General features: G+C 69.4%; 16 protein-coding genes and 2 tRNA genes. 8 read left to right on the top strand and 10 right to left on the bottom strand.

Annotation, left to right across the window (positions count from 1 at the left end; genetic code table 11):
* Position 1 precedes the first annotated feature (1 nt).
* Positions 2-1,648 (top strand): sensor histidine kinase, encoded by a 1,647-nt coding sequence (locus JRZ79_RS18510; RefSeq protein WP_231546367.1) that lies wholly within the window; start codon positions 2-4, stop codon positions 1,646-1,648.
* 54 nt (positions 1,649-1,702) lie between these two features.
* On the opposite strand, the gene JRZ79_RS18515 is transcribed toward JRZ79_RS18510, so the two are convergent.
* The 4 genes from JRZ79_RS18515 to JRZ79_RS18530 form a co-directional block, all read right to left on the bottom strand.
* Entirely contained in the window at positions 1,703-1,867 is a 165-nt protein-coding gene (locus tag JRZ79_RS18515; RefSeq protein ID WP_205251863.1) for a hypothetical protein, read from the bottom strand.
* A gap of 201 nt (positions 1,868-2,068) precedes the next feature.
* On the bottom strand, positions 2,069-2,518 hold the full coding sequence (locus tag JRZ79_RS18520; RefSeq protein ID WP_010903000.1) for an Lrp/AsnC family transcriptional regulator: 450 nt from the start codon (positions 2,516-2,518) through the stop codon (positions 2,069-2,071).
* A 36-nt stretch (positions 2,519-2,554) separates the two neighbouring features.
* Positions 2,555-3,355 carry an inositol monophosphatase gene (locus tag JRZ79_RS18525; RefSeq protein ID WP_205251925.1) on the bottom strand — a complete coding sequence of 267 codons (801 nt, stop codon included), beginning with the start codon at positions 3,353-3,355 and terminating at the stop codon, positions 2,555-2,557.
* 148 nt (positions 3,356-3,503) lie between these two features.
* A tRNA-Leu gene (locus JRZ79_RS18530) sits at positions 3,504-3,588 on the bottom strand.
* A 105-nt stretch (positions 3,589-3,693) separates the two neighbouring features.
* Between JRZ79_RS18530 and JRZ79_RS18535 the strand changes: the two genes are divergently transcribed.
* Genes JRZ79_RS18535 through JRZ79_RS18560 form a run of 6 tightly spaced genes read left to right on the top strand, consistent with a single transcriptional unit; the run spans position 3,694 to position 8,931 of the window.
* Positions 3,694-4,317: a hypothetical protein gene (locus JRZ79_RS18535; protein WP_012289318.1), complete on the top strand. Its 624-nt coding sequence runs from the start codon at positions 3,694-3,696 to the stop codon at positions 4,315-4,317.
* A gap of 40 nt (positions 4,318-4,357) precedes the next feature.
* Positions 4,358-5,365, top strand: a complete 1,008-nt coding sequence (locus tag JRZ79_RS18540; RefSeq protein WP_012289319.1) for a DUF5784 family protein — start codon at positions 4,358-4,360, stop codon at positions 5,363-5,365.
* Positions 5,366-5,407: 42 nt separating this feature from the next.
* On the top strand, positions 5,408-5,731 hold the full coding sequence (locus tag JRZ79_RS18545) for a hypothetical protein (RefSeq protein WP_205251926.1): 324 nt from the start codon (positions 5,408-5,410) through the stop codon (positions 5,729-5,731).
* Positions 5,732-5,782: 51 nt separating this feature from the next.
* The gene (locus tag JRZ79_RS18550; RefSeq protein ID WP_205251927.1) at positions 5,783-8,185 is read left to right on the top strand and encodes an ATP-dependent DNA helicase; all 2,403 of its coding nucleotides are present in this window, start codon (positions 5,783-5,785) and stop codon (positions 8,183-8,185) included.
* Between the two features lie 39 nt (positions 8,186-8,224).
* The gene (locus JRZ79_RS18555) at positions 8,225-8,416 is read left to right on the top strand and encodes an HEWD family protein (protein WP_205251928.1); all 192 of its coding nucleotides are present in this window, start codon (positions 8,225-8,227) and stop codon (positions 8,414-8,416) included.
* Entirely contained in the window at positions 8,413-8,931 is a 519-nt protein-coding gene (locus JRZ79_RS18560) for an acyltransferase (RefSeq protein WP_205251929.1), read from the top strand. The genes JRZ79_RS18555 and JRZ79_RS18560 overlap by 4 nt, the downstream gene beginning before the upstream one ends.
* Here the strand turns inward: JRZ79_RS18560 and JRZ79_RS18565 are convergent.
* The 4 genes from JRZ79_RS18565 to JRZ79_RS18580 form a co-directional block, all read right to left on the bottom strand.
* Positions 8,928-9,506: a hypothetical protein gene (locus JRZ79_RS18565; protein ID WP_205251930.1), complete on the bottom strand. Its 579-nt coding sequence runs from the start codon at positions 9,504-9,506 to the stop codon at positions 8,928-8,930. The genes JRZ79_RS18560 and JRZ79_RS18565 overlap by 4 nt on opposite strands.
* Positions 9,503-10,282 (bottom strand): mechanosensitive ion channel domain-containing protein, encoded by a 780-nt coding sequence (locus tag JRZ79_RS18570; RefSeq protein ID WP_205251931.1) that lies wholly within the window; start codon positions 10,280-10,282, stop codon positions 9,503-9,505. The genes JRZ79_RS18565 and JRZ79_RS18570 overlap by 4 nt, the downstream gene beginning before the upstream one ends.
* Position 10,283: 1 nt before the next feature.
* Entirely contained in the window at positions 10,284-11,096 is an 813-nt protein-coding gene (gene dacZ, locus JRZ79_RS18575) for a diadenylate cyclase DacZ (RefSeq protein ID WP_205251932.1), read from the bottom strand.
* 127 nt (positions 11,097-11,223) lie between these two features.
* Positions 11,224-11,307, bottom strand: a tRNA-Leu gene (locus JRZ79_RS18580).
* Between the two features lie 97 nt (positions 11,308-11,404).
* Between JRZ79_RS18580 and JRZ79_RS18585 the strand changes: the two genes are divergently transcribed.
* The gene (locus JRZ79_RS18585; RefSeq protein ID WP_010903011.1) at positions 11,405-11,716 is read left to right on the top strand and encodes a transcription initiation factor IIB family protein; all 312 of its coding nucleotides are present in this window, start codon (positions 11,405-11,407) and stop codon (positions 11,714-11,716) included.
* A gap of 1 nt (position 11,717) precedes the next feature.
* Here the strand turns inward: JRZ79_RS18585 and JRZ79_RS18590 are convergent, their stop codons facing one another.
* Both JRZ79_RS18590 and JRZ79_RS18595 read right to left on the bottom strand, forming a co-directional pair.
* Complete coding sequence (locus JRZ79_RS18590; RefSeq protein WP_205251869.1) at positions 11,718-12,206, bottom strand: phosphopantetheine adenylyltransferase; 489 nt, start codon at positions 12,204-12,206, stop codon at positions 11,718-11,720.
* Positions 12,207-12,245: 39 nt separating this feature from the next.
* The gene (locus tag JRZ79_RS18595; protein ID WP_010903013.1) at positions 12,246-12,743 is read right to left on the bottom strand and encodes a winged helix-turn-helix domain-containing protein; all 498 of its coding nucleotides are present in this window, start codon (positions 12,741-12,743) and stop codon (positions 12,246-12,248) included.
* Between the last annotated feature and the right edge of the window lie 58 nt (positions 12,744-12,801).

The following is a 12,801-nucleotide window of genomic DNA, read 5'->3' on the forward strand; positions in this document are numbered from 1 at the left end:
CGTGCGCTCTCAGACCCTCTTCGCGGTCGTCCTCGTGGTGACGGCGCTCGTCCTCGGCGGCGCGACCTACGCGGGGTTCCAAGCCTACCAGAGCGCCGTCGTCGACAAGCACACGACCACTGTCGAACGGAACACGGCGCTCGTCAGGACCGAACTGGATGCCCAACTCAAAACCCACGAGCAGTCCGTCGAGCTGTGGGCCACACGCCCCGGCGTTCGCGCACACGGCACCGCCAGACAGCGATCCGCCCTCCGGGCGCTCGTCAACAACTCCGCGTTCGCCGGCGCATCCGTGATCGCAGCGAACGGCACGATGACCGCGCTCGCCGCGCCGCAGTCGGACGCCGCCAGCGTCGTCGGCTCCGACTTCGGGGACCGCAGGTACGTGCAGCGCGCGCTCGCCGGCACCACCTACATCAGCAACCCGGTTCCCGCGGAGACCGGCACCAACGTCGTCGTCGTGAGCACGCCGGTCCGCCGCGACGGCGACATCGTCGCCACGCTGAACGGCGCGGTGTACCTCTCGGAGACCGGCGCGTTCGATCTGCTGCGGTCGGATCTCCCGGATTCGTCGGGTGTCACGGTCACCACCGACGGCGGCGCGGACATCTACCACCGTCCGCCGTCGCCGAACCGGTCGGTGACCACCCACACGGCCCCCCTCTCGGAGGCCGACTGGGTGGTCTCCGTCTCCGAGTCCCGCGCGGTCATCGGGCCGACGATCCAACGGCTCACGCTCCTCCAGACGGGGAGCGTGATCAGCGTGTTCGCGGTCATCGCGGTGTTCGGCTGGTGGAACTACCGCCGCAACCTCGCGCAAGTCGAGGCCCTGATCGACGGGTTCCGCGCGCTCCGCGACGGCGCGTACGGCACCCACGTCGACGTCGGCGGGGCCGACGAATGGGAGCGCATCGGCACCGGGTTCAACGAGATGAGCGACACCATCGACCAGTCGGTGGCCGAGAACCGCGAACGCGCCCGCCAACTGCACGTCCTCGATCGCGTGCTGCGGCACACGCTGCGCAACGAACTGAACGTGGTTCGTGGCCGCGCGGAACTCGTCGCCAGCCACGCCACCGGCGAGGCGGCCGCCCACGCCGCGCACATCATCTCGCGGTGTGACTCCCTGGTTGAAACCGCCGACAAGGAACGCGCGATCAGTGACGTGTTGGACACGGACACCACGCCCGAGCCCCTGGACGTGGCGCGCATCACGGAGACCGTCGTCGAGCGCGCGCAGGCCGACGCCCCGAACGCCGACCTCACAGTCGACACGCCCCCGACCGCCGTCGCCGCCGCCGTCCCCCAGATCGGCACGGCGATCCAGGAAGTCGTCACGAACGCGATCCAGCACGCCGACTGCACGGCCCCGCAGGTCAGCGTCTCCGTCTCCGAGCCCACGGCCACCGAGGGCATGGATCACGTCCGGATCACCGTCTCCGACCACGGCCCGGGCATCCCACGCATGGAACGTCGCGTGCTCAACGGCGACGACGCCATCGACGCGCTGCACCACAGCCAGGGGCTGGGGCTCTGGCTGGTCTACTGGGCGGTCACCCACTCCGACGGCGACCTCGACTTCGAGGACAACACGCCCCAGGGGTCGGTCGTCACGATCAGGCTGCCGGCGCGCGACGACACCGCGTGACCGCGCCCGCTGGGGTCGCCACCGCGGGCGATCCGGCACGCACCATCGGACGCCCTAGGTGTCGTTCAGTCGTGCCAGTTCCACCGTCTGATCGGGCGGTAACTCCGCGGTCTCGCAGGCCTGTAACACCTCCCGGATGTGGTAGTTCTTCTCCGTGTGGTCAGTGGCTTGGAGTGCGGCTTCGAGGTGATCGATACACCCATCGCACAATTCGACCATACTGTACGGTCAGAAACAACATGTCATATACGTATCGGAATTTGCTCTAGGCGACGCGAAATCGAACCCACCGTCAACGGCGCAGACGACACCACAGCCGTGGGGGTGATCGCGCACGCTCGACGCCCGCCGTGGGGCAGGTGCTGGTCAGAACGCGCGGCCGGTACGTCGCCCGACAAGCGGTTGCCGCCGGGCGTGCGTTCACAGCGGCAGTTCCGGCGATTCGTACTCGGTCCCCAACACGACCATCGTCTGGGAGCGCGCGAACCCGTCCATGTCAGCGATCTCCTCGAACATGAGTGCGCGCAAATGGTCGGTGTCCTCGGCGACGAGACGCAGGATCACGTCCCACTCGCCGGTCGTGAGGTTGACCTCCCGAACACCCTCGATGCCGGTGAGCCGGTCGAGGGTTTCGTCCTCCCGGCCCTGTTCGACGCGCAGCCCCACGAACGCGGTGGTTCCGAGCCCGACCGCCTTCGGGTCGACGTCGGCGTGATAGCCGCGGATCACGCCCGCCTCCTCCAGGCGGCTGACGCGGTCATGCACCGTCGCCGAGGACATGTCTATCTCGCGGGCGATCTCGCTGAACGGCTTCCGGGCGTCGGCCTGCAGCGCGCGCAGGATCTCGCGGTCCGTGTCGTCTACATCCATGTGTCCGCGGTAGACGGTGCCAACGCCAATACCTTACTACTCGGCCGCAGCGCGGATCTCCTGGGCGGCGGCCAACACGGCGTCGTGTGCGGTCCCGTTCGACGCGACGAGCCCGGTCGCGCCCGGCGTCCAACGCGTTCCGTCGATGTCGGTCACGACGCCGCCCGCCTGCCGAACCAGATGGACGCCGGCGACGCTGTCCCACGGGTTGGCGACGACGTTCGTGATCGTGGCCTCCAGTTGGCCGCTCGCGACCATCGACAACACGGCCTGCGCGCAGCCGTACCGGCGCATGTCGCCGAACCGCTCGACGATCGCGGCGCAGGCGGCGGCGTACTCGTCGCGGCGGTCGAAATCCCACCAGATCGTGGGCGCGACCACGAACGTCTCGGGGTCGGTTTTCTCACTGACCGAGATCGGCGCGCCGTTCAGTGTGGCCCCGTCAGCGCCCGCAATGTAGGTGTCTTCGAGCGCCGGGAACCGATTACACGCCGCGACCGGGGTGCCGTCCACGACCGCGGCGACCGCGGTCGCCCACAGCTGGGTGTCACGCACGAAGTTGTTCGTGCCGTCGATCGGGTCGATCACCCAGGCGGCGCCGGCGTCGGGCACCGTCTTCAGCGCGTCGGCTTCCTCGCCGACGATGGTGTCCTCGTCGTAGACGGCGTCGATCACGTCGACGACGCGGCGCTGGGCGGTGCGGTCGGCCTCCGTGACGACGTCCGTCTTCCCGGATTTCGTTTCGACGTCGATGCCGGTTCGGAACGCGTCGAGCGCAACCGCGCCGCCCGTGCGTGCCGCCCGCTCGGCGACCGAAACGCGGTCGGTGTCGTGCATGCCACCAGCAGGGGTCGCCCGGTGCAAAGAGCCGTCGGTCTGGGTCAGCGACTCCGGCTGTCGCTGGTGGCGTGTAACAGTGTGTTTTGCGAGGGAAGTCCGTCCCGTGGACTTCCCGCATCCCGCGGCGCACAGTGTGCGCCGGCGATGCGAGGGAAGGGATTCGAACCCTCGAACTCCTACGAGAACGGATCTTGAGTCCGTCGCCGTTGGCCGAGCTTGGCTACCCTCGCACGCATTCAGCTTTCGGCGAGGTAGTTGTTTAGTCGTTGCGAATCTGGTCGGTTCGGGTGAAGGATTTATCATGAACGATGACAATGGTCTACTGTGACCGTCCAGTGACAGCCTGGATCGATCCCAACGAAACGCGGTCGAACTGGGGGCAAGACCAAGACGACACGCTTCCGGACCGCGCTCGGCCGACGATCGAACGCGCGGCTGAGACCGGGCTGCCGTTCCAGTACCGCGAGCAGCGGTACTTCGACGGAACGCTCTCGGACGTGCGCCTGGATGGCATCGAATACACCTCCGGCGAGTACGTTGTCAACGGCGGTGTGATGGGCGATCACGCGCTGAAGCTGCACGCACGGGGCCTGATCTGGGTCACCGAAGAGCCCGCACAGTGTCGCCGATTCAAACTCCAAGTCGTCCGCGACAGCCCGCCGGCCGATACCGTCCCGTACGGCGACTACGACGTTTGGCAGCGCTACCAGTTCGGGAGCGTCACCGTCGACCCGATCGAGGGGCCGACGTTCGAACCCGACGACAACGACATCCAGACCGAGCGCACGACGGCGCCGTTCGGCGCGCTGTTGAAGCCGGTTCGACTCCACGTCTCCGAGCTCGAACTCATCCGGAACCCGTCGTTCGCCCAGTACCGGCTCGAAGAGCGCGAGGAGTGGGAGGAGTACGGTGCCGTGTTCCGCTGGAAGGGCAACGCCTTCCAGCAACGCGTCGAGTAACCGTCGAAACCGCTAACACACGGGACAGCATACGACGACCGTGGCGAAGCCACTCCGGTTCCGGCGGTCCCGGGAGCGCTGGAGTACCGACCGTGTTACCGACGCGCTCCACCGAGAGCTCGACGCCAACCTCGGTGCGTCAGCGGACACGCCCTGGTTCGCGCAGCCGTCGGGCTACGAGGCACGGCGCTTCGACGTCGACACGGGCGACACCGCACTGTTCGCGTGGCCGGCCGACGACACGCCCGGCGGCTGGTGGCTGGGGAACACGGAAACACCGTCGCCGCTGTGGCGCACCGACAAGCGGTCGTTTGCCGACGCGCCGTTCGCGGTGAGTCGGTGGGCCCAACGCGAGTTCACTGCGGAGCTCCACCAGCACGCCCCCTGGCTGGCGGCGTACCCGTACGTGTCGTGGTTCTTCCTGTCCGTGTTGTGCTCGAAGGACGGCCGCCGGACCACGCGGGCGTTCTTCCGCGAGCACGCCGCCGGGTTTCCGGACGCCGACTTCCAGGACGCGCTGGCGTTCTACGAGTCGTTCCTGCGGACGGGTGTCTTCGACGACCACCGCCACGAGATGGCGGGCAAACTCGGGACCTCGGAGACACTCGACGTGCCCCGCGCCAGCGCGGCGATGAGCGAGTTCCACGCCGCGTGGCTGCTGGGGGAGGCGGGCTACGAGGTCACCCCGGAGATCGAGGTGACGACGGGTCACAGCCTCGATTTCCGCGCCGACCGGGAGGGCGAGCAGGGCGTGCTCGTGGAGGTCACGCGGCCGGTGCCAACCAGCGATCGTGCGGCCGGCACCCCCATCGCCGCCGTCCGGGAGACGGCGGCGACGAAGACCGACGGCCAGCTCAGCGAGCACGGCGGCGGTGCGGTGCTGGTCGTGGACTGTTCGTCGTTCCCGGACGACGAGTGGCGTCGGATTCGCGGCGAGCGGCCCGAGGTCCGCCACCGGCCGGCGGTCGTGTTCCGGCTGCGGCCCAGCGGCCGCGTCGAGGGGTACACCAAGGGGTCGGTGCCGCTTTCGCTTCCGCAGTTCGACTGACCCACCCGAGCCGTTCTGTCGCTGGCGGTCACAGCGCTGGATATGTCCCGCCGTCGCTCCGGTGGCGTGCTCGCTGCGACCGGTGACGTGCTGTCCGCGTTCCTCTCCATCGCAGTCGTCGTTGGGCTCCCGCTTTCCATCGTGAACGACCACCTGGGCAGTCCGCTGTCCACTTGGGTCGTCAAATCGGTGGTGTTCGTCACCGTCGGACTGCTCGCTGCGGTCGACGGGGGGCTGCCGTCGGACCCGCCGGTGGACACGGCTGTCAGGCTCGGCATCGTCGCGCTCTCGTTCTGCGTCGCTGCACTGTACGTCCGGCACCGCGAGCGCACCCACGTCACTGACGACGACGCGCACGGCCACTGACCCGCCGGGCTTCCGAGGGTTCTTACCCGAGGCCGCCCCACCACTGACCGAATGGGCGACGCCGACGAGCCGTGGCGCGAGTTCTTCGGGTTCGAGGCACCGTACGACCAGCAGGCCGACGCCATCGGGGCAGCCATCGAAGCCGGTGACAGCGACGGCTTCCTCGCGATGGAGGGGCCTTGCGGGACGGGCAAGACGATGGCGGCGCTGACCGCGGGCGCGCACCTCGTGCGCAACACCGACAGCTACGAGCGCGTGTTGGTAGTGACGCCGGTCAAACAGCAACTGGAGCAGTTCGTCGCGGACCTCCGAACGATGAACGCGGGCCTCGATGACCCCTTGGACGGCGTGGCGCTCGTCGGAAAGCGGGATCTCTGCCCGTACGAGCGCGAGGACAAGTTCCCCGACGACGCCGGCGTCCACGAGCGCTGCGAGGACCTCCGGGAGTCGACTGCCGGCCTCGTGGAGGGCGACGACGGCGGCGAGTTCGACGGGCAGGACGCACGCGACCTCACCGAACTGCCGGCGGCGGAGACCCCCGACGAGCCGTGGTGGGATCCCGCAGCGGGTCGGGCGCTGGCGCGGTCGGCGCGCGCCGACGCCAGCCAGACGCTCTCGCAGACCCCGCTGCGGACGGCTGGCACGGACGCACCGTACGTCCCCCACCAGCCGACCGCCCCCGAGGACATGGCCGACGGCGACCCGCCGCTGATGTGTCCGTTCGAGGCCGACTGGTACGGCCGCGACAAGGGCTCGCCGGTCGGCTTCGAGGCCGGCCGGCACAACGTCGTCACGAGCGCGGACGTGTTGCCCGCGGGCGTCGACCACGGAACGTGCCCCCACCGCGTCCAGCAGGTGCTGTTGGATCACGCGGAGGTCGTCGTCGGGAACTACAACCACCTCTTCGACCCCCAGACCCGGGGGCTCACCGACCACCTCATCGACGACTCGACGTTCGTCGTGGTCGACGAAGCCCACCGTCTAGAGGAGCGCGTTCGAGACTTGCTCTCGGACCGCCTGGGGCGGCACACGCTCACTCGCGCCCGCAACGACTGCCGGACGCTGCTCACGCGGGCCAACCAGAGCCGGGAGAACCGCCAGCAGGTCACCGACCACCTCGCCAGCCACGACTGCTCGCTCGACGCCGTCGAGGCGATGGTCGGGTTCCTCGACGACGTGCTGGAGTGGCTCGACGACCGCGTGGCGCGATACCTCGCCGCGGAGGGGTTCGACCCCGACCGCCCGGGGTCGCTGCCCGAACGCGACCACGAGATCCCGCTGCGGGACCCCGAAAGCGAGCAGCCCGACGCGCTCACGCAGTGGGCCGAACAGCACGGCCACACCGGGGACGCGTGGCGGTCGCTGGCGGCAACCGGCACCGCGGTGCAGGCGATCCTCGACGACGACGGCGACCGATCGGCGGTGGCAGGCCCCGTGGGCGTCACGCTCCAGCGGTGGTGGGAACGCGACCACGCGACGTACTTCCGGGAGGTGGAGCTAGAGCACGTGCCCAAGGAGTCGGGGCGGGCCGGCGCGACGTGGGCCGAATCCTACACCCCCGCGCTCGTGATGTTCAACTGCATGCCCGCCCGCGCGCTCCGGGAGACGCTGTCGGAGGTCGGCGGCGGCGTGTTGATGAGCGCCACCCTGGAACCGCTGGACGTGTTCCGGGAGGTCGCCGGCCTGGACCGCCTGGCGGCGGGCGCGGGCGACAGCGACCCCCGCCCCGTCGTGGAGCGCCGCTACGATCTGCGGTTCCCCGAATCGAACCGCGCGAGCTTCCTCGTCGACGCCACGCCGTTCACGGCGCACAACCGCGGCGACCCCGAGCCGGGCACCGACAACCCGACGCGCGACGAATACCGCTACGTGCTGCGGACGGTCGCCCGCCAGCCCGGCAACGTTCTCGTCTGCATGCCGAACTACCGGGAGGCGGCGTGGGCGGCCGCCTATCTCAGCGACGGCGTCGTCGAGAAGGACGTGCTCGTCGACGAATCGTCGTCGAACGCCGCGACTGACGACCTCAAAGCGACGTTTTTCGCTGGCGACGGCAAGGTGCTGGTGACGAGCACACGGGGCACGCTCACGGAGGGCGTCGACTACGACGGCGCGAAACTCGGGGCGTGTCTCGTCGTCGGCGTGCCGCTGGTGAACGTCGGGTCGCCACGGATCCGGGCGGTCAGGCGCGCGTACGCCGACGCCTTCGGCGACGACCACGCCTTCGAGTACGCCCTGACGGTGCCCGCGGTTCGGCGCGCCAGACAAGCCATCGGGCGCGTGATCCGCGGCCCCGAGGAGGTCGGAGTGCGCGTGTTCGCCGGCGGCCGGTACGTCGAGGACGCACGCCACTCGGTCTTCGAGTATCTCGGCCCGGGTGAGCGCGCCGAGTTCACGACGCTCACGCCGTCGTTCCTCGGGAGCCAGCTGGACGCGTTCCGCTCGGAGTCGGACTGACCGCAGTCCTCAAGCCGGTTGGCCGACATCACTGTACTGATGACCGACCTCCGAACGCCATCGGAGCGCGTCTGCACGCGCTGTGGTCGCCACGAGCACTGGTCCGAGGACGCCCACCACTGGCGGATCGGCGACGACGCCGGGCGCGTCCACTGCATCCACGCGTGGGACATCACGGCGTCGTTTCCCGTCGGTGGCAATGACACGCCGGCCACCGACGGGTCGGTATGACCGCGCGCCCGGACCCCGACGGGGCGTCCAGCCGCCACGACCGCCTCCAGCGCCACCCCACGCCGAACGCGCGCAACTCCCTGTGGCGGTGGACCGACGCCAAACACCCGCTCCGGGTCGCGCTGAACTACGTCGTGATCGTGCTTGCACGCATCTCCCCGAGCCTCCACGCGAAAAACTGGCTGCTGGCGCGCATCGGCGTCACGGTCGGCGACGGCGTCGCGTGGGGCCTGGAGTCGACGCCCGACGTCTTCTGGCCGGAGCTCGTCACGGTCGGCGACGACGCCATCATCGGCTACGACGCCACGCTGCTGTGCCACGAGTTCCTCCACGACGAATACCGCACGGGCGCGGTCGTCGTCGAGGATCGCGCGATGATCGGGGCCGGCGCGGTCGTGCTGCCCGGGGTCACCATCGGTGCCGGCGCACAGGTCGCGGCGAACTCGCTTGTCACCGCCGACGTGCCGCCCGGCGAAACGGTCGCCGGCGTCCCCGCCGCGCCCACTGGCGACTAACGCGCCGAATCGTCGGGATCCTCCGTCTCGCTCCGTGCCCGGGCGCTCACTCGGTGCGCGTGCGCCCCGGGCACGAGCGCGCCGACCGCGGTCAACCCGCCGAGCACCGCCAACAGGCCGCCGAACGCGAACCCGCCGACAACCGATAGCGGCGGCGTGACCGCGATGCCGCCGGTCAGCGCGGCCAACAGGAACCCCGCGCCACCGACCACGAGCCCGTACCGCGTGACGCGATGGGCTGCGGCTGCGATGCCCCAGAACGTGCGGAGCCTGCGGCCCAGCGACTGGGAGCGCGCCGCCTGTCGGGCGTCGACGGCGGCCCCCGCAGCGGCGATGCCCGCCGCCGCCACGCCGACCACGCCGGTGAGGAGGAACACCGCGATGCCCGCGGGCTGGGACACCGGAAACACCCCGCTTGCGACGCACAGGCACAGCCCACTGGCGATCCACACGCGGCGCGCCCAGTGGCGGCCCGGTCGGGTCGCTGCCCACGACTGCACGCGGTCGTGCCGGCCGATCCCGTACCCGAACGCCCCCACAGCGATGGCACCGAGGATGGTGGCGAGTCCGTTCATTGGTGGTGGACGATGACGATCCCGTCGCGGAACACGAGATGGTTCGGGATGACGTACTCCCGGCTGTCGGCTTCGATCCGCGTCACGAACACGTCCACCTCCTGGACGACGCCCTCGCGGCTCCCGATGGCGACCTGATCACCGATCCCGTAGGGCTGGCGCAACAGCAGGTAGACGCCCGCCGCCGCCGACGCCAACAGCTGCCGGGTCGCGACGAGCGCGAACACCACCACGGACGCGAGGTAGACGCCGAACACCACGAGCAGCGCCGCCACAGCCACGCCGAGCTGGGACAACGCCACGAGCCCCGCAGCCAACACCACCGTGTAGCGCGCGGCCACGGCCACGACCGACGCCTCCGGGAACTTCACCGACCGCAGCCGCTCGGTCACGAACACCTCGACTTTGTCGCCGACGAGCACCCCGACCACCACCACGACCACGGCAGCCAGCACCGACGGCAGGATCGAGCCGAGCAGCTGCCACAGTGGCTTCTGGATGGAGAACTGGGCGGCGTCCAGCGCCACCAGCACGGCCACGATGTAGACGACCGTCGACACGAACCGCGCGGTCAGATCGACGGTTGTGGTCCCGGATCGCCGCGCCAACCGCTCGACGGTGGTTCCCTCAACGATTTCATCGACCCCGGCGGCCAACATCACGCGCCGGTGGATCCACCCGACGAGGTAGCCCGCGACGGCCCCGCAAAGCAACACGAGCGTCGCAAGCGCGTACTCGAAATGCGGGCCGGCAAGCGTCCGCAACACGTCTGTCATGCTAGTTCTCCTCGGGGTCGAGCTCCAACACCAGCTCGCCGTTCCTGAACGCCCGCACCAGGCCGTCGGACTCCGAGAGCACGATCGCGACCGCGTTCGTATCCCGGGTTATCGCCCCCGCTGCCATATGCCGCGCCCCCAATCCCTTCGGGATGTCCGTGCCCTCGGCACCGGGCTCCAGGTAGCGGTACGACGACACGATCTTCCCGGAGTCGGAGATCACGAACGCGCCGTCGAGGCGCGAGAACTCCTTGAGCATCACGTTCACGATCGGATCCCCGACGTGAACGTGGCTCTTCTCGAAGGGATTGTACGATAGCGGCCGGCTTTTCGTCATGACCTTGCCGGCGTCCCCGACGACGAACAGCGCCCCCACGGGCTTGCCCTTCTGGCCTTTCCGCCCGAGCTCGATCGCCACGTCGAAGACGTCCCGGATGACCCCGGGCTCCGCGCGCGTGCTGGCGAACAACTCGTAGACGCTGGATTGGGTGCCGGCGTTGGCGCGCGTCCGCGTCACCATGTCGACCTCCTCGCTCAGGAACGGCGCGACGCAGCCGAGCTCGTCGCCGTCGGCCACGACACCCTCGCTGAGCGCGCCCTCGATCCCGAACCGGATCTGCTCTCGCACGTCGTCGAACGCCAGGGGTAACTCGACGAACGTCTCGGCGCCGACGGCGTTCTCGGTGGCCACCACGACGACGTCAACCCCCTCGACGTCGGCAACGCGGTCGTAGTACGACCCGCTCGGCGAGAACACGAGCAGGGCGTCGATCCCATCGAGCACGTCGGCGAGAAGATCCGGTGGCCGAGTCATTTCCTGGATGGAACCACCGCACGCGCAAAAAGCTTCCCGGGACCTGGCAGCCACGCGTCAGACACACGCCGCTTGCACGCGGTCTGCGCGCCACACCGAGCCGCCGAATCACTCGAATCGAGTGGTATGCGCGGGACCGGATTTGAACCGGCGGACCCCTACGGGATAGCGTCCTAAGCGCTACGCCGTTTCCTGGCTTGGCTACCCGCGCGCCGCACCCGCACTCTACTGCGCACCCGTAAAAATGCGTTGCGCTATCCGCCGGCCACGCCCATGAACCTATACCGCAGGCGGATCAACTGGTGGGTATGTACCGTGCGGGCGACGAGCGAGCACACGACGACCGCCTCACCGAGCTTGCCGGGATCGCCGCCGACCTGGAACTGACCGCCGAAGCCGAGTCGACCGCCAAAGACCTCTTCCTGTCGACGGTCGACGGAGCCGCACCGCGCTCCGAGCCCGCGGTGCTGGCCGCGAGCGTGTACGCCGGCGCGCTCATCGCGGGCGACCAGCGCAGCCAGACGGCGGTCGCGGACGCCGCCGGCGTCTCGCGGCTCGTGATCCAAGAGCGCTGGAAGCAGCTGCTGGCGCGCGCCGGCTTCGACCCGCCGACGTGGTAGGCTACTGGCGTGGGTCCCGGCCCTCGCGGGCGGGCGTGAGCGCGCCGTGTTCGTCGATCTCGCCGCGGACGATGCGCGTCGAGGAGATGATGTCCCCGTCGGCGGCGTCGACGTGGTCGACGACCTCGATTTCGAGGGGGTCGGTGCCGTCCTGGGCGCGCAACTCGTTGATGCGTTCGCCGCCGGCGGCGGTTTCCGGGGAGACCACGAGCACGTCGAAGTGGGGTTCAGTCGCGATCCCCGTCGGGGAGTCGAGCGTTCGGATCGTGTACTCGCGGTCGTGCGTCTCGGCGAGCGCGGCGAGTTCGTCGTCGAGGTCGGCATGGCGCGCGTCGAACGAGCGGACGTGACGGTCCACGTGGCGGGTGTCGGCGGCCAGGTCGTCGCTGGTGAGGCCGACGGTCACGTCGCCGCGGTCGAACGCGCGCTCGAAGAGCTTTCGGTGGCCGTCGTGAATCGGGTCGAATGTGCCACCGAGGGCGACATTCATATGCCGGCGGTCGGCCTGTGCGCGTTTAGCCGTTTGGGTTCAGGTGTCGTCGGCCGCAGTGTCCGCCTCCGGCGAGGCGTCCTCGACTTCGATGCGGACCGGCGTGTCGTGGCTGGCGGTGTCGTCGTCGCTGTCGCCGAGTCGCGCGTCGAGATTGAACACCGAGTTGAGACCGCGCTGGACGCGTCCGACGGTGTCGGCGACCAGGTCACTCGGGGGGATGGCGGTGTACTCGTATGGGTTGTTGCCCGCGCCCTCTGCGTGGCGCTTGCGCCGGTCGACGATGCTGTCGGCGGCGAGTTCGGCAACTGCTTCCCGCACGGTCGAGGGGTACAGTCCGGTCCCGTCAGCGACTTCGTCGCTGGTGCTGTACGGGTGCTGGCGGAGGTACACGAAGATGCGGGCACGGGTGTCGGTGTCCAGCAGCCAGGCAAGCACGTCAACGACGCCGTCGTCGAAGCCGGCGACGGCGCGGTCCGTGCCGTCTTCGAGGTGCTCGCGGGCGGCCGTGTTGGTGTCGCGTGAATCCTCAGGCATGCGTGCGTTCAGTTCAAACGCATGGCTGAACTGGTGAAAAGGACTTCGTCCGCGCCGC

It is taken from the genome of Halobacterium sp. BOL4-2, from assembly GCF_016917835.2.
Classification (GTDB): Archaea; Halobacteriota; Halobacteria; order Halobacteriales; family Halobacteriaceae; genus Halobacterium; species Halobacterium salinarum.